Annotated in this window: 14 protein-coding genes; 7 read left to right on the top strand and 7 right to left on the bottom strand. The window is 53.1% G+C overall.

Going from position 1 to position 16,815, the window contains the following annotated elements; genetic code table 11:
- Positions 1–74 precede the first annotated feature (74 nt).
- Positions 75–1,577 (bottom strand): lysine--tRNA ligase, encoded by a 1,503-nt coding sequence (gene lysS, locus BMY09_RS18545; RefSeq protein WP_091361205.1) that lies wholly within the window; start codon positions 1,575–1,577, stop codon positions 75–77.
- A 160-nt stretch (positions 1,578–1,737) separates the two neighbouring features.
- Complete coding sequence (gene prfB / locus BMY09_RS18540; RefSeq protein ID WP_091361204.1) at positions 1,738–2,832, bottom strand: peptide chain release factor 2; 1,095 nt, start codon at positions 2,830–2,832, stop codon at positions 1,738–1,740.
- A gap of 209 nt (positions 2,833–3,041) precedes the next feature.
- On the opposite strand from prfB, the gene nhaD reads away from it, so the two are divergent.
- Positions 3,042–4,487 carry a sodium:proton antiporter NhaD gene (nhaD, locus tag BMY09_RS18535; RefSeq protein ID WP_091361202.1) on the top strand — a complete coding sequence of 482 codons (1,446 nt, stop codon included), beginning with the start codon at positions 3,042–3,044 and terminating at the stop codon, positions 4,485–4,487.
- Positions 4,488–4,507: 20 nt separating this feature from the next.
- Here nhaD and fldB read toward each other — a convergent pair whose 3' ends face one another.
- Both fldB and BMY09_RS18525 read right to left on the bottom strand, forming a co-directional pair.
- Complete coding sequence (gene fldB, locus BMY09_RS18530; RefSeq protein WP_091361201.1) at positions 4,508–5,026, bottom strand: flavodoxin FldB; 519 nt, start codon at positions 5,024–5,026, stop codon at positions 4,508–4,510.
- A gap of 32 nt (positions 5,027–5,058) precedes the next feature.
- Positions 5,059–5,388, bottom strand: a complete 330-nt coding sequence (locus tag BMY09_RS18525; protein ID WP_091361302.1) for a phasin family protein — start codon at positions 5,386–5,388, stop codon at positions 5,059–5,061.
- Between the two features lie 127 nt (positions 5,389–5,515).
- Here BMY09_RS18525 and gloA point away from each other — a divergent pair, with 127 nt between their 5' ends.
- The 3 genes from gloA to BMY09_RS18510 all read left to right on the top strand — a co-directional run bounded on the left by gloA (position 5,516) and on the right by BMY09_RS18510 (position 7,543).
- The gene (gene gloA, locus BMY09_RS18520) at positions 5,516–5,896 is read left to right on the top strand and encodes a lactoylglutathione lyase (protein WP_091361199.1); all 381 of its coding nucleotides are present in this window, start codon (positions 5,516–5,518) and stop codon (positions 5,894–5,896) included.
- A gap of 222 nt (positions 5,897–6,118) precedes the next feature.
- On the top strand, positions 6,119–6,925 hold the full coding sequence (locus BMY09_RS18515; protein WP_091361197.1) for a tetratricopeptide repeat protein: 807 nt from the start codon (positions 6,119–6,121) through the stop codon (positions 6,923–6,925).
- Between the two features lie 177 nt (positions 6,926–7,102).
- Entirely contained in the window at positions 7,103–7,543 is a 441-nt protein-coding gene (locus BMY09_RS18510; RefSeq protein ID WP_091361195.1) for an RDD family protein, read from the top strand.
- Positions 7,544–7,981: 438 nt separating this feature from the next.
- On the opposite strand, the gene lptG is transcribed toward BMY09_RS18510, so the two are convergent.
- On the bottom strand, positions 7,982–9,097 hold the full coding sequence (lptG, locus tag BMY09_RS18505) for an LPS export ABC transporter permease LptG (protein WP_245756628.1): 1,116 nt from the start codon (positions 9,095–9,097) through the stop codon (positions 7,982–7,984).
- Entirely contained in the window at positions 9,039–10,142 is a 1,104-nt protein-coding gene (gene lptF / locus BMY09_RS18500) for an LPS export ABC transporter permease LptF (RefSeq protein ID WP_091361193.1), read from the bottom strand. The genes lptG and lptF overlap by 59 nt, the downstream gene beginning before the upstream one ends.
- A 179-nt stretch (positions 10,143–10,321) precedes the next feature.
- Here lptF and BMY09_RS18495 point away from each other — a divergent pair, with 179 nt between their 5' ends.
- Both BMY09_RS18495 and BMY09_RS18490 read left to right on the top strand, forming a co-directional pair.
- A complete protein-coding gene (locus BMY09_RS18495; protein ID WP_091361191.1) occupies positions 10,322–11,821 on the top strand; it encodes a leucyl aminopeptidase in 1,500 nt (499 codons plus the stop codon).
- 146 nt (positions 11,822–11,967) lie between these two features.
- Complete coding sequence (locus BMY09_RS18490) at positions 11,968–12,402, top strand: DNA polymerase III subunit chi (protein ID WP_091361189.1); 435 nt, start codon at positions 11,968–11,970, stop codon at positions 12,400–12,402.
- Between the two features lie 513 nt (positions 12,403–12,915).
- Here the strand turns inward: BMY09_RS18490 and BMY09_RS18485 are convergent.
- On the bottom strand, positions 12,916–13,257 hold the full coding sequence (locus BMY09_RS18485; RefSeq protein ID WP_091361187.1) for a four helix bundle protein: 342 nt from the start codon (positions 13,255–13,257) through the stop codon (positions 12,916–12,918).
- Between the two features lie 610 nt (positions 13,258–13,867).
- Between BMY09_RS18485 and BMY09_RS18480 the strand changes: the two genes are divergently transcribed.
- On the top strand, positions 13,868–16,729 hold the full coding sequence (locus BMY09_RS18480) for a valine--tRNA ligase (protein WP_091361185.1): 2,862 nt from the start codon (positions 13,868–13,870) through the stop codon (positions 16,727–16,729).
- Positions 16,730–16,815: the final 86 nt, after the last annotated feature.

The following is a 16,815-nucleotide window of genomic DNA, read 5'->3' as shown; positions in this document are numbered from 1 at the left end:
CAGAGATTCCTGAAGACAAAAAGGGCCACCCGTGGGCAGCCCTTATAGATTAACCGGTTCGGTTCAAAGACGCATCAGCCCCGGGGGCGCATCGCCGGGAACAGGATAACATCACGAATCGATGCAGAGTCGGTGAATAACATCACCAGACGATCGATACCGATACCCTCACCAGCAGTGGGCGGCAAACCATATTCCAGCGCATTGATGTAGTCTGCATCGTAGTGCATCGCTTCATCATCACCGGCATCCTTTTCTGCCACCTGTGCCTGAAAACGTTCCGCCTGATCTTCAGAGTCATTCAACTCGGAGAAGCCGTTCGCCAGCTCGCGTCCGGCAACAAAGAATTCAAACCGGTCAGTCACAAACGGGTTGGCGTCGCTACGCCGGGCCAGCGGTGAAACTTCGGTCGGATACTCGGTGATAAAAGTCGGTTGCTGCAGTCGGTGCTCAACGGTCTTCTCGAAGATCTCGATCTGCACCTTACCCAGCCCCCAGCTATCTTTCACATCGATATCCATACGCTCTGCGATCTGACGGGCAGCATGGTCATCGGCCAGCGCTTCAGCGGTGATATCGTCGTTATAGTGGAGGATTGAATCAAACACACTGAGACGGGTAAACGGCTTTTCAAGGTCGTACTCAAAGGTTTCCAGCACCTCTCCGTCTTCATTGCGCACAGTGTTAACGATGGTCGTCGTCCCCAGCACATTCTGCGCCACGGTACGCAGCATATCTTCAGTCAGGTCCATCAGGTCATGGTAATCAGCATACGCCTGATAGAACTCAATCATGGTGAACTCAGGGTTATGGCGGGTCGACAAGCCTTCGTTACGGAAGTTACGGTTGATCTCAAACACCCGCTCGAAACCGCCCACCACCAGACGTTTCAGATACAGTTCCGGAGCGATCCGCAGATACATATCCCGATCCAGCGCATTGTGGTGCGTGATAAAGGGACGGGCACTGGCGCCACCAGGAATCACCTGAAGCATCGGCGTTTCCGCTTCAATAAAGCGTTTTTCAGTCAGATAGTTACGAATGCCGGCAACAATTTTTGAACGGGTTTCAAACACTTTGCGGGACTGTTCATTGGTAATCAGATCCACATAGCGCTGACGATAGCGAATCTCGGTATCCTGCAACCCCTTATGCTTATCCGGTAGCGGACGCAGGTTCTTGGTCAGCAGTTCATACTGTTCCAGATCGACATACAGATCGCCCTTGCCTGACTTATGCAACGTACCGGTGACACCGATAATATCGCCCAGATCCAGTGATTTAGCGAAAGCACGCGCCTCTTTGTTCACGTAGAACTGAATCCGCCCGGACATATCCTGGATGACACCAAAAGCACCGCGGTTGAGCATCACCCGACCAGCAACACTGACTTTAATGCCTTCTTCAGCAATCGCTTCCTTCGATTTATCGCCATGCTGATCCTGCAGATCCTGAGCATAGCTGTCACGACGGAAAGTGTTTGGGAAAGCGTTACCCGCTTCACGCAGCGCGTTGAGTTTTTCACGACGCTCCGCAATCAGGCGGTTTTCATCTTGCTGCTGAGTGTTATCAGACATGTTATGTGGAACCTTTAATGGTTAACTCTTTAATTTCAGAGATCGCCACTGAGCAATCTCTTCATATTTTCTAAATCGTTTAAGCGTTGCGCTGGCTAGCGCAGTCGCTTAAACGCGGTGAAAGCGTGATGAGCGCAATAGCTTTCACAGTATTTAAAGCTTAAAGTCCGGCCTTCAGGCTGGCCTCAATAAACAGATCCAGATCGCCATCGAGAATCTTATCGCAGTTACTGCTCTGCACCCCGGTGCGCAGATCTTTAATACGCTGATCATCCAGTACGTAGGAACGGATCTGACTGCCCCAGCCAATATCCGCTTTATTGTCTTCCTGCTCCTGGGCGGCCTCGGAGCGCTTCAGCATCTCCATCTCGTACAGTTTGGCCCGCAGCTGCTTCATACAGGTGTCTTTGTTCTGGTGCTGCGAGCGCTGACTCTGGCTCTGCACCACAATGCCGGAAGGTCCGTGGGTAATACGCACCGCAGACTCGGTCCGGTTAACGTGCTGACCACCGGCACCGGAGGCCCGGTATACATCCACCCGCAGGTCAGCCGGATTGATTTCGATCTCTACGTTATCGTCGATCTCAGGAGAAACAAATACCGAGGAGAACGATGTATGACGACGGCCGCCGGAGTCAAACGGTGATTTACGCACCAGACGGTGCACCCCGGTTTCAGTGCGCAGCCAGCCAAAGGCATATTCACCCTCAAAACGGATGGTGGCGGATTTGATACCCGCCACATCCCCGGCAGAACACTCAAGCAGTTCGGTTTTAAACCCTTTATCCTCACCCCAGCGCAGGTACATCCGCAGCATCATCTCAGCCCAGTCCTGCGCTTCGGTGCCACCAGAACCGGCCTGAATATCGAGGAAAGCGTTGTTAGCATCCGCCTCACCGGAGAACATCCGGCGAAACTCCAGCTGATTCAGCAGCCCCTCGAGATTTGCAACTTCGCTGCGCACCTCTTCAACGGTATCCTCATCATCCTCTTCAACCGCCATGTCCAGCAGATCACGGGCATCAGCGACACCAGCGGTCAGATCATCGATAGTCTGCACCACACCTTCAAGCATCGCCCGTTCCTTGCCCAGCGCCTGCGCCCGCTCAGGCTCACTCCAGACGGCAGAATCTTCCAGCTCACGATTGACCTCTTCCAGGCGCTCCTGCTTCTCCGGGTATTCCAGATAAGCACGTAACACCTCGGTTCGCTCGGTTATATCTTTCAGGCTATTGATGATCGGATTGATTTCCATCGTAATCGCTTTACTCTCTCTATCTGCGCTGGCAGCGTTCTATCTGATCGGTACCGGGACTGGCTGAATTAGCCGTTTAAAAAAGCAGCACATTTTACCCGATTCCCCTGCGGCTGTGTATCCAAACGGCTGAAAAAACTCGACTTTACCCCCCTTTATCAGCAAGAATTGGATATAACCCAGGGAACTGCGAGATAACCAATAATAAAATGTATCGACTGTTGATCATCTTCTGCACGTTTTTTGCGTTACTTCCTCCGCCCCTGATGGCCGCAGAAGAAACCGCCCCCCCCCATGCCGATACATTTATCGGTATCGCCTGCGTTGTCATTTTTCTGATCAGCTATCTGTTTGTGCTGGGAGAGGAGTTTTTTCATCTGCGCAAATCGAAGCCGGTAATTGTCGCCGCCGGTCTGATCTGGCTGCTAATCGGGCTGGCCTATACCCTGGATGGGGATAGCGAAACCGCGGCGATCGCCTTCCGGCATAACCTGCTTGAATATGCTGAGCTGTTTTTCTTCCTGCTGGCGGCGATGTCCTTTATCACCACCCTGGAGGAGAGACAGGTATTTGCCGCCCTGCGTGCCTGGCTGGTGTCCTGCGAACTGACGCTGGTACAGATATACTGGGCAACCGGAGCCCTGGCATTTTTCCTCTCGCCGGTGGCGGACAACCTGTCGACCGCCCTGCTGATGGGTGCGGTAGTGATGGCGGTGGGTCAGCACAACATTAGATTTGTTGCCGTCGGCTGTATCAATGTGGTGGTCGCTGCCAATGCTGGCGGGGCATTCAGCCCCTTTGGCGATATCACCACGCTGATGGTCTGGCAGAAAGGGGTGATTGAGTTCGGCGGCTTTTTCGCGCTGTTTATCCCCTCTGCAGTCAGTTGGCTGGTACCAGCCGTATTGATGTCGGTTGTCATTGAAAAAGGCAACCCGGTAGCGGAACGCCGCAACGAGCCACGTCGGATGAAACGCGGAGCGCTGCCGATTTTGCTGCTGTTTATGTTCACCATAATGCTGGCCGTCACCAGCCATAGCCTGCTAAACCTGCCTTCGGTGCTGGGCATGATGACCGGACTGGGCATCTTAAAACTGTATGGCTACTACCTGAGCCGTTTTGAAGCTCACATCCGGGATACCGGCCATATTCATAACCATCATATCGATAACCTGACCGATATCAGTCAGATGAAAGGCGATCATACCGATGTTATCCGTCGTTTCGATATCTTTCAGGTGGTTGAACGTTCCTCCTGGGATACGCTGATGTTTTTCTATGGGGTAGTGTTATGCGTGGGCGGTTTATCCACCCTGGGACATCTGGCGTTACTGTCGGACCTGATCTACAGCACCCTGGGAGCGACCCTTGCAAACAGCATGATCGGGGTGATCTCCGCCCTGATTGATAATATTCCGGTGATGTTTGCGGTGCTGACTATGCAGCCGGAGATGTCCACCAATCAATGGCTGCTGGTGACTCTGACAACCGGCATCGGCGGTTCGCTGCTATCCATCGGCTCAGCCGCCGGGATTGCGCTGATGGGGCAGGCACAAGGGGTTTATACTTTTTACGCCCATCTGAAGTGGAGCTGGGCGATCGCGCTGGGCTATCTGCTCAGCATCACCGCCCACCTGTGGATCAATGGCTATTAAGCCGTAAGTTTGCCAGCTTCTCAGAGCTCAAACGCAGTCATCACCTGGGGCACCCACTGCGCGATCCGGTCCGCGGTCAGCTCACTCTGACAGTCTTCATCCAGCACCAGACCGACAAAATAATCCTCACTCTCATTCAACGCCCTGGACGCCTCGAAGTTATAGCCGTAGATCGGCCAGTAACCACACATAAGCGCGCCCCGGCTCACCAGTTTGTCATGCAGTGCACCCATTGCATCCACAAACCATTCGCCATAACCAACCTGGTCTCCCAGACCAAACAGCGCACATCTGACGCCGTTGAGATCTACCTCATCCAGCTCCGCCCAGACATCAGACCAGTCCTCCTGAAGCTCGCCATAGTCCCAGGTAGGGATCCCCAGAATCAGATAATTATAATTGCCCAGCCCCGCCAGTCCGTCTGTCGCCAGCTCATGCAGATCAACCCGTTCAGGACCAACATGCGTCGCAATCAGTTCGGCACAGCTTTCCGTATTGCCAGTTGTTGATCCGTAAAAAAGCCCCACTTCCTTACTCATTATGTCTCACTTAATTAATCAGACCAGAAACATTATCGTTTTGGAGCAAACGCATCAAACGCATCACCGGCCAGCCTTTCAACCGACTCCCGGGCCTCATGCAGCGCCTTCATATTTTTGTCGTTCGCCTGCCTGAGCATCTCTTCCAGCTGCTCCGCATACTCCTGTTGCGACCTGATTAACTCCTCTGCCGAGGTACAGTTCTGCATCTGCCGCGTCTGCGCCACCGTTGCATCAATACAAGCTTTAGTGCATTCCATCTGCTGCCGGGTCAGCTCTTCCAGCATTTTTGTCTGAATATTGACTAACTCTTTAAACGGCCCCATAGACTGACTCAGTACTTTAGACATATCTTGAAACATAACAATATCCTTGCTCGCCACCCGGCCGGGTGTCTGAACCCCAATAATATATAGATAGATTAATTTGATCTGCCAGATGGATAGTTTACGATGAACAACCATCAGGCCACAAACAGGAGACCTCAAAATGCGACTATTGCATACCATGCTCAGGGTGACAGATCTGCAGAAATCGATCTCATTCTATACTGAGATCCTCAATATGAAACTGTTACGTCGCAAAGATTTTCCCGACGGCAAGTTCACCCTCGCCTTTCTCGGCTATGGTCCCGAGTCAGACAACACCGTACTGGAGCTGACCCACAACTGGGAAACCAGCAGTTACGATATGGGTAACGCCTACGGCCATATCGCCATCGAAGTGGAAGATGTCTACGACGCCTGTGAAAAGATAAAATCCCTCGGCGGACAGATCGTCAGAGAGCCGGGACCGATGAAACACGGTTCAACCATCCTGGCCTTTGTCCGCGACCCCGACGGCTATATGATCGAACTGCTGAGCGACTGACCAACCGATCATCCCGAGAGAGAGAATCTGCCCGGTCAACGTCATGATTTTTGCACAGGTATCGTGTAGAATACGCCCAACATTAGATATTGCTAATTAAGCATTTCACTGATCTGCGCCAACAGTGCCGGCCAAAAAGATCCGTTTTGTCCCTATCAACTTCGGAAAGCAGGCCGTTATAATAGGCGCCAATTTTTTATCTTTAACTACGGGCGTAACTCGATGAGTAAGAAACTACTACTGGCCATGACCGGGCTGCTACTGACTCTCAACACAGCCTCCGCATATGCCGCCAGTCTGGCAAAAGGCCTGAAAGCCTTTGAAGCCAAGGACTACAGCACTGCCATGACTGAGCTGAAGCCACTGATCAATGACAACAATCTGGACGCGATGAATCTTGTCGGGCAGATGTATGAATTCGGTCTGGGCGTTGAAGCCGACGAACAGGCCGCCGTAAAGCTCTATAACCGTTGTAGCGCTCAGGGACACCTGGCCTGTGTCAACAGTCTGCGGGCGTACAAAGATAAAGGTTACAAAGTTGAACTGAAAACCGTAGAACCAGCCGCTGAATCCGGCGATGCCACCGCTCAGAACCGCCTCGGCGAGATGTATGAGTTTGGCTATGGTGTCAAACGCGATCCGGCCCAGGCATTCAAATGGTATTCACTGGCCGCTGATCAGGGGCTGGTGGTCGCTCAGCACAACCTGGGACGGGCCTATAACTTCGGCACCGGTGTTCAGCAGGACTTCGCCATGGCGGAGAAATGGTACCGTAAAGCCGCAGAGCAGGGGCATATGGATGCCATGTTCTTCCTCGGTGCGCTGTACTCCAACAACCACGGTGAAGAGGCTGATCAGCAAACCAACATCATCGCCTATGCCTGGTTACAGAACGCGCTGGAACTGGGCAACCAGACTGCGACAGCGATCCAGTCCCGTATCGTCATGAAACTTTCTGACAGCGAACTGGAACAAGCCAAAGCACTGGCGGCGGAATACAAAGAGAAGTTTGTTACACCGTTCAAATAACACCACCGCACAACTGAAAAGCCGGGCCCTGTGTCCGGTTTTTTTATTGTCGGGCCGTAACAACCGGGCCTGTTTTGATGGTATAGTCTGCGGCTGTTAGATGGTCACGGCTTGCCAGCATCAATCCCGACATGCCTGACCGGTAGTAATTTTCAGCCAGAGACTGTAAGAATCACAATGAGTAAACCTTTCCCCGAACTTGAAGGCGAACTGCGCCAGCCCAGCCTGATGCGCCGTTTCGCAGCCATGATCTATGACGGTTTTCTGGTGGTTGCCATCTGGATGTGTACCGGTTTCGCAGCCGTCGGACTAAATCATGGTGAAGCGGTCAGCGGTCCGCTGTTTCAATCAGTCCTGTTCCTGCTGACCTTCGCTTTCTTCGCCTACTTCTGGGTCCGCCTGGGTCAGACCCTGGGGATGCAAGCGTGGAAACTACGGGTGCAAACCCTCGATGGTCGCCATATCAGCCTGCGCCAGGCGCTGATCCGCTTTATGACCGCCATCGTCTCATTCGCCTGCTTAGGCCTGGGCTTCTTCTGGATGCTGTTTTCATCCAACAAAGCCACCTGGCATGACAGCTTCTCAGAAACGCAGATTGTTCTCCTTCCCAAAAACTGAAGTAAGAACGCTTTTCGGGGGTTAACTGGATGTTTGTAGCTTCGAAATATGAAAGTAGCTAGAACGGAAGCTTCGCTTCCTGCTAGTAGTTAGACGCAACTGCGTTGCTTGCTAGAAAAAGCAAAGATTAAGAGCAATAGCACGGAGTGGCTTTGTAAGGTCTCTCCTTGTAGGAGCGGCTTCCAGCCGCGAATGACCGATCGCGGCTGGAAGCCGCTCCTACACAAAACACACAAAACACACAAAACACATAAAACACATAAAACACATAAAACACATAAAACACATAAAAAGCTGACAACCATGCCCCTGAAAGCTCTTAATCTTTATCTTTTTCTAGCAAGCGAAGCGTTCTAACCACTAGCAAGTCACGCAGTGACGTTCTAGCTAGCCGAACTTGTTCGGCGGTCTGACGAGCAGGATAAATTGCTGCGCAATTTATCCTGCTCGTTTAATCAACCAGCTGCCCAGCATCATACAGATCATAATCGGCACCAGCGCAGCCCAGACCGGGTCAATACTATAGAGACTGCTCATCGGTGCGAGGATATCCTGACTGATTTTGAAGATCATCCCCACCACCACGCCGGTGATGATACGTTGTCCTGAGGACACACTGCGCAATGAGCCAAAGATAAACGACACCGCCACCAGTACCAGTCCGATAATGGCCAGCGGCTGAAACGCTTTGCGCCAGAAGCTCTGCATATAGCGATCATTATCCAGTTCCTGATCACCGAGATACTGACTGTATTGATACAGCTCGCTGGTGGACATCTCTTTCGGTTTGACCATCAACACCTTCAGTCGCTGAGGGTTCAGTTCGATATTCCATTCCTGAGAGTCATAATGCTGGACCTGAGTCTGGTCCTTATTTTCCAGAAAGCGGGTTTCAGCGACATCCTTCAACACCCAGACGCCGTTTTGGTAGTGGCCCGATTTGGCATAGCTGCTGAACGACAGACTGCTATCGGGGGCAAGACCCAAACGGGTAACGCCCTGTATATCGCCGGCAGGGGTCACCACGTTGATATGGATATACTCGCCATTCTCCCGATGCCACACCCCGGTACGGGCGGAGATAGTGCCGCGATTAAGGTGCTGAGCGCGGATACTCTCCCCCAGTGCGCCGGCATAGGGTGCCACATATTCCCCCAGAAACAGCGCCACTACCGCGAGCACAATCACCGGCTTTAATACCATCCGCACCAGACGCCACACCGACACCCCGGCAGCCCGCATCACCGTCAGCTCACTCCCGTTTGCCAGTCCGCCAAGCCCAAGAAGACAGCCAACCAGGCATCCCAGCGGCAGATATTCATAAAACGCGGCGGGCATATTCAGGGCGGAATACCCCAGTGCGATAATCAGCGTATAGCCCTCATTGAGCTCCGACATCTCATCGATAATCTGGAACAGAAAGTCCAGACCAACCACAATCAGCATCACCACCATAATGCTGAGTAAAACCTGCTTACCGACATAACGATCCAGCTTAAACAGCATGATCAGCCCTCCGCCGTCCCAGCAGTTTTTTCCATGAACCATCGACATATAACAGCCCCATGGCCAGCGCAAAGAACAGCAGATGTACCAGCCACAGCAGTATCACCTCTCCCCCGTCACGCTCAATATATTTACGTATATTGGTAAGCAACATCAGATAAGCCATATAGAGCAGAATAGAGGGTATCAGCTTGGCATAGCGCCCCTGTCGGGGATTGGTTTTACTCAGGGGCACCGCCAGCAGCGCAACAATCAGCGTCAGCATCGGCAACGACAAGCGCCAGTGCAGTTGCGCCCGTTCTGCGGCACTGCCATCAAACAGCTTAGTGGTCGGCAGGGAGTAGAGTTCATTTACCTGCTGAATCGGTTGCTGATCCGGCAGACGGATCCCATATTCCTGAAACTGAATCTGACGATAGTCCGCTTCTCCGGGGTTGCCCTCATAACGATAGCCATTATCCAGCACCAGGTAACGTATGCCGGTGTCAGGATTGGTATAACTGCGCCCCTTCTCAGCCACCACCATCACCGCCTGCTCCCGGTTATCCACCTTAACCTTCTCAGAGATAAACACCCCCCTCATGGTGCCGCTGAGACTATCCAGATTTTCGATATAGGTGACCCGGTTGCCCCTGGGCATGGTTTGAAAGCGCCCCTCGGTAATCACATCAAACTCACCGATATTGCGCTGTTTCTGCAGCATAATCTCGGTCTGATTAGCGCCCACAGGCGAGAGATAGAGACTCATCAGTGATACCAGCAGAGCGGTAAACAGCGCCGGCCCCAGGGTATACATGGTCAAACGGCGCTGACTCATACCGGTGGCCTGCAGCACCACCATCTCGCTTTCCAGATAGAGACGACCGTAGGCCAGCAGAATGCCCAGAAACAGTCCCAGCGGCAAAATCAGTTCAAGAAAACCGGGCATTCGGTACAGAAGGTAGTAAAATACCGCTTCCATCGGTATCTCACCGGCCGCAGCGATACTCAGATAACTGATAAAACGACCACTCATAATGATCAACAGCAGCACCAGAGTGACTGCGGCCATGCTGATCAACACCTCTTTGGCCAGGTAGCGAAAGATAATCAAACTGCCATATCCTGTGTAATTGCAGGTAAAGAATTCTCTCTGATACCGAAAACAGGGTTTTGTTTCTGCGGCATTAGGATAAAATCCGGGTATCAAATTAAAAACCGGGCAACAGATACAGGTTGCGCCGGTGCGTCATTATCTTATAAACCAAGCACGATGTCTTGTGTGGAGAAAGCATGGAATTTGAAATCGTTACCGGTTCAGTAGAATCCCTTGAAACTGACTGTTTAATCGTCGGCGTTGCCCCTGATGGCGAGCTAGCCCCCTCTGCTGATCTGGTCAACAAGGCATCAGCGGGCTACCTCAAAGAGGTGCTCGGCGATCACAACGGCAAGGCGGGTGAAACCCTGCTACTGCATAAGGTTCCCGGTATCAGCGCCAGCCGGGTGCTACTGGTGGGCCTTGGTAAAGCCGATGAGCGCAGCGACCGTAATCAGCTGAAGATCATCAAGAGCATCATGGCCAGCCTCAAAGCGATTCGTTGCAAGACCGCAGTGATCGCTCTGGATGGACTGGAAAGTGCCGATCAGGACCTCTACCGCCAACTGCGTCACAACACCGAATGGGCCAGCGCAGAGCTGTACCAGTATGACGCTACCAAGAGCAAAAAAGCTGATCCACTCAATCTGGAAAGCATCGCCTTCCTGCTGAGTCAGGATGATGCCGAACTGGGGGAGTTCTCTATCAGCGACGGTTCAGCTATCGCCAACGGTATCGACACCGCCCGCGAACTGGGCAACCTGCCAGGCAACATCTGCACGCCCTCTTATCTGGCTGAAAAAGCGCTGGCACTGGCGGCAAGCTGTGAAGATCTGAGCACCACCATCCTCAACGAAGATGAGATGGAAAAACTGGGTATGCACTCCCTGTTGTCAGTCGGCAAAGGCAGCTCTGAGCCATCCAAACTGATTGTGATGGAATACAAAGGCGGCGAGCCGGATCAACAGCCTCACGTACTGGTGGGCAAAGGGATCACCTTCGACACCGGCGGCATCAGTCTGAAGCCGGGCGCCAAGATGGATGAGATGAAGTTTGATATGTGCGGCGCGGCCAGTGTCATCGGCACCATGGAAGCACTGACGCAACTGGGGCTGGATCTCAATGTCGTCGGCATTGTCGCCGCTGCAGAGAACATGCCTTCCGGCAACGCCTCCAAGCCCGGTGATATCGTCACCACCATGTCCGGCCAGACCGTTGAAATTCTGAATACCGATGCCGAAGGACGACTGGTGCTGTGTGATGCGCTCACCTACGCCGAACGTTTTGAACCGGAAACCGTCGTCGATATCGCCACCCTGACCGGTGCCTGTATCGTTGCCCTGGGTAACCATGCAACCGGCCTGCTCTCTAATGACGACCTGCTGGCGGACGATCTGCTGGCCGCCGGTGAATTTGCCGCGGATAAAGCCTGGCGTCTGCCCCTCTGGGATGAGTATCAGGAACAGCTGGACAGCAACTTTGCCGATATGGGTAACATTGGCGGACCCGCCGCTGGCACCATCACTGCGGCCTGCTTCCTGTCCCGGTTCACCAAAAAGTATCGCTGGGCACACCTGGATATCGCCGGCGTCGCCTGGAACAGCAACGGTAAATCGAAAGGTGCCACCGGCCGCTGTGTACCACTGCTGTGTCAGCACCTGATTGCACAGGTAGATGATCTGGCTGACGACGAATAAATCCAGCGTTTAACGGTTACGGCAGTGCTGATCATTGTCTGCAAAGCCCTTGCAAAACGGCAGCGGCTTTCAATGATTTCAGCGCTGCCTGCGCCGCTAATCCAGCGAATTCATCGTTGTTCAACGATTCAAGCGGGATAGTTAATATGAGCCAGGCTGATTTCTATGTTTTGCCGGATGCCGACCCGGAGAGTCGCACCGCCTTTCTCTGCCGTCTGGCGGATAAAGTGCTGGGCCACGGCCTCAACGCCTATATCCACGTCGCCGGTGAAACCGAGGCGGAACGTCTGGATCAGCTATTGTGGGATTATCGCGCCGACGCCTTCATCCCCCACGGCCTGCTCAACAGCAAACCCGACGCCCCGGTGCAGATCGGCTGGGGCGATCAGCTACCGCAACACCGCGATGTCTACATCAACCTGGCGCTGGATGCCTCAGAAGAAACCCTGAAATTCGACCGCATCCTCGAGATCGTTATTCAGCAACCCGACATCCTCGCCGCCACCCGGAAAAACTTCGCCCTCTACAAAAACAACGGCATCACACCGAAGATGCATGATATGCGTAAGAGCAGTAGCTAGACGTCACTGCGTGACTTGTTAGACGCTCCTTCGTCGCTTGCTAGTCGCTAGAAAAAGCAACAACACTCACTGCGGTTTTAAAACTCTTATGTAGGAGCTGCATCCTGCAGCGATTTAACAAGCAGAGGCAAGACGTCGCTGCGCGACTTGTTAGACGCTCCTTCGTCGCTTGCTAGTCACTAGAAAAAGCAAAATCTCGCTATGGCTCGTAATACGTGTTCGTAGGAGGCGCTCCCTCGCGGCGATAAAAAAGCAGAGCTCACATAAAACGCCAGAGCAGCTAGACGCTAGAAAAAGATATAACCCACACCCGGCCAATTCACCAGAAGCTTTTAATCTTCGCTTTTCCTAGCAAGCGACGCAGTCGCGTCTAACCACTAGCAGGAAACGAAGTTTCCGTTCTAGCCACTCTCGCGTTTTTTTGCGAGTACCTAACCACTAGCAAGTGCGCAGCACGTCTAGCTTCTGCGCGTCATAACGTAGTTTGCCAGCAGCTAAAAAAAGCAACCGCGCTCAGGGCTCCGTTGATTTAATCAGTGTGGCCAGCATTTTCTGAATCTCATCCAGCTCCTTTCGCCAGTCACAGCCTCGCTCCGTATGGATGTAACCAATTCGCTGACCGATATAAACCTGGGTTTTCAGCTCAGCGAGCGAACCCTTGGCATAGTAGAGAAATTGCCGCTTCTCCTTGAGTGATCCCCGCTCAAACCCCTCAGCGATATTACTGGGTATCGACAAACTACTGCGGGTTATCTGATCCCTGAAACCAAAATCCCGGCAGCGGGAAAGAACGGTATACACCTCACAACTCAATCGACAAGCACGCTTCCATACATCCAGGTCTTCATAACTCATAACAATTCCTTTTGTTGTTTCTGGCAATGAGTCTAGTTCAAAAAAACACGCAGTTCACAATGGGAATCCCATTCGGTAATTAAGTGGCTAGAACGTCGCTGCGCGACTGCTAGTCGCTAGAACGCTGCGCTTGCTAGAAAAAGATAAAACCCACACCCGGCCAATTCACCAGAAGCTTTTAATCTTAGCTTTTCCTAGCAAGCGACGCAGTCGCGTCTAACTCCTAGCAGGAAACAACGTTTCCGTTCTAGCTACTCTCGCGTTTTGTGCGAGCCTCTAGCAAGTGCGAAGCACGTCTAGCGGCCGATCCTTAGAACGTCGCTGCGCGACTGCTAGTCGCTAGAACGCTGCGCTTGCTAGAAAAAGATAAAACCCATACCCGGCCAATTCACCAGAAGCTTTTAATCTTAGCTCTTCCTAGCAAGCGACGCAGTCGCGTCTAACCACTAGCAGGAAACGAAGTTTCCGTTCTAGCCACTCTCGCGTTTTTTGCAAGTACCTAACTCCTAGCAGGAAACGAAGTTTCCGTTCTAGCTACTTAAGCCCCCCGGCGCTATAATATGCGACTATTTTTTTGCACTAATTCAAGCCTTGAGAGCACGGTCATTTAATGGATACCACTTACCAGCCGCACGAGATCGAGAAATCCTGGTACAAAACCTGGGAAGAGAAAGGTTACTTTGCCCCCTCCGGTGAAGGCGAGGCCTACAGCATTATGATCCCGCCGCCGAATGTCACCGGCAGTCTGCATATGGGTCATGCTTTCCAGCACACCATCATGGATGCGCTGATCCGTTATCAGCGGATGAAGGGTAAGAACACACTGTGGCAGGTCGGTACTGACCACGCCGGTATCGCCACCCAGATGGTGGTTGAACGTAAGCTGGCCGCCGAAGAGCAGAAAACCCGCCACGATCTCGGCCGCGATGCCTTTATCGAAAAGATCTGGGAGTGGAAAGCGGAATCCGGTGGCATGATCACCAACCAGATGCGCCGTCTGGGTGACTCCGTTGACTGGCCAAGCGAACGTTTCACCATGGACTCCGGCTTCTACAACGCCGTGCAGGAAGTGTTTATCCGCCTGTATGACGAAGGCCTGATCTACCGTGGCAAACGTCTGGTCAACTGGGACCCGAAACTGCACACCGCGATCTCCGATCTGGAAGTGGAGAACCGCGAAGTGAAAGGTAAGATGTGGTATCTGCGTTACCCGCTGGCGGATGGTGTTAAAACCGCTGCCGGTGATGACTATCTGGTGGTGGGTACCACCCGTCCGGAAACCATGCTGGGTGATACCGGTGTCGCCGTTAACCCGGATGATGAGCGCTTTAAAGACCTGATCGGCAAAGAGATCATCCTGCCGCTGGTTAACCGTCGCATCCCCATTGTCGGCGATGAACACGCCGATATGGAGAAAGGTTCCGGTTGTGTGAAGATCACCCCGGCCCACGACTTCAACGATAATGAAGTAGGCAAGCGCTGCAAGCTGCCGATGATCAACATCCTTACCCTCAACGGCGATATCCGTGATGAGGCCGAGACCTTCAATACCGATGGCAGCGAAAACCACGAGATCGACAAAACCCTGCCGGAAAAATACCGTGGCATGGAGCGTTTCGCCGCCCGTCGCGAGATCGTTGCCGATATGGAAGCCGCCGGTCTGCTGGTGAAGATCGAAGAAAACGCAATGACCATCCCCTACGGTGACCGTGGCGGTGTGGTGATCGAACCGATGCTCACCGACCAGTGGTTTGCCGATGCCAAGACCCTCTCCGGCCCTGCCGTTGAAGCGGTTGAAAACGGTGATATCAAGTTTGTACCGAAGCAGTACGAAAACATGTTCTTCGCCTGGATGCGGGATATTCAGGACTGGTGTATCTCCCGTCAGCTGTGGTGGGGCCACCGGATTCCGGCATTCTACGATAACGAAGGCAATGTCTACGTCGCCAAAGATGCCGATGCTGCACGGGAAAAATATGGCCTGGATCTGGAAACAGAGCTGCGTCAGGACGATGACGTACTGGACACCTGGTTCAGCTCCGGTCTGTGGACCTTCGGCACCCTGGGCTGGCCGGAAAATACCGAGCGTCTGCAGACGTTCCACCCCACCGATGTGCTGGTGACCGGCTTCGATATCATCTTCTTCTGGGTTGCCCGGATGATGATGATGACCATGCATCTGATCAAAGATGAAAACGACAAGCCCCAGGTACCGTTCAAAACCGTTTATGTCACCGGTCTGATCCGGGATGAAAACGGCGACAAGATGTCCAAGTCCAAGGGTAACGTGCTTGATCCGCTGGATATGATCGACGGTATCAGCCTGCCAGAACTGCTGGAGAAACGTACCGGTAATATGATGCAGCCACAACTGGCGGAGAAGATCGCCAAGCGGACCGAAAAGCAGTTTCCTGAGGGAATCGCGGCCCACGGTACCGATGCGATGCGATTCACCCTGGCGGCGCTGGCCTCCACCGGCCGCGACATCAACTGGGATGTGAAGCGTCTGGAAGGTTACCGCAACTTCTGTAACAAACTCTGGAACGCTGCCCGTTATGTGCAGATGAACACCGAGGGTGAAGACTGCGGTCAACTCGCATCAGATAGTGAAATCGAGCTATCTCTGGCCGATCGCTGGATCGCCAGCGAGCTGCAGAAAGTCGAAGCCGAAGTGACCAAACACCTGGACGAATACCGTTTCGATCTGGCGTCCCAGACCCTGTATGACTTCATCTGGAACGAATACTGTGGCTGGTATCTGGAACTGTCCAAACCGGTATTGTGGGATGACAACGCCTCAGCGGAAGCCAAGCGTGGCACCCGCCGCACCCTGGTACGGGTACTGGAAGTGATCCTGCGCCTGACCCACCCGATCATGCCATACATCACCGAAGAGATCTGGCAGTCCATTAAAGGAGTGGCCGGTGTCGACGGTGAGACCATCATGCTGCAACCCTACCCGGTTGCCAATGAAGCGAAACATGATGCCGCCGCTGAAGCCGATATCAACTGGCTGAAAGGCGTTATCACCGGCGTCCGTAACATCCGTGGCGAGATGGGCATCTCACCCGCCAAAGGGTTGGATATCCTGATCAAAAACGGCAGCGCCGACGATAAAACCCGTCTCGAAGCCAACAAAGCCTTCCTCGCCAAACTCGCCTCACTGGCTTCCGTCACCTGGCTCAACCCGGGCGATGAAGAACCGATGTCAGCGGTACAGCTGGTTGGCGATATGCAGGTCCTGGTACCGATGGCTGGCCTGATCGACAAAGACGCCGAACTGGCCCGTCTGAAGAAAGAGATGGACAAGCTGGAGAAAGAAGCCGGACGTCTGGCAGGTAAACTGAGCAACGACAAGTTTGTGGCTAATGCGCCGGAGGCGGTTGTTGCTAAAGAGCGGGAGAAGCTGGCGGAGTATAAGGCTTCGCTGGGGCAGTTGAGTGAGCAGTATGGAAAAATAGAATCCCTCTGAGGATTCTATTTTAAGTAGCTAGAACGTCGCTCCGCGACTCGCTAGACGCGGCTCCGCCGCTTGCTAGTAGCTAGAAAAAGCAAAAA

It is taken from the genome of Amphritea atlantica, from assembly GCF_900111095.1.
Taxonomy (GTDB): Bacteria; Pseudomonadota; Gammaproteobacteria; order Pseudomonadales; family Balneatricaceae; genus Amphritea; species Amphritea atlantica.
Note: the sequence above shows the minus strand (reverse complement) of the source record. Positions and strands in the feature narration are given on the sequence as shown.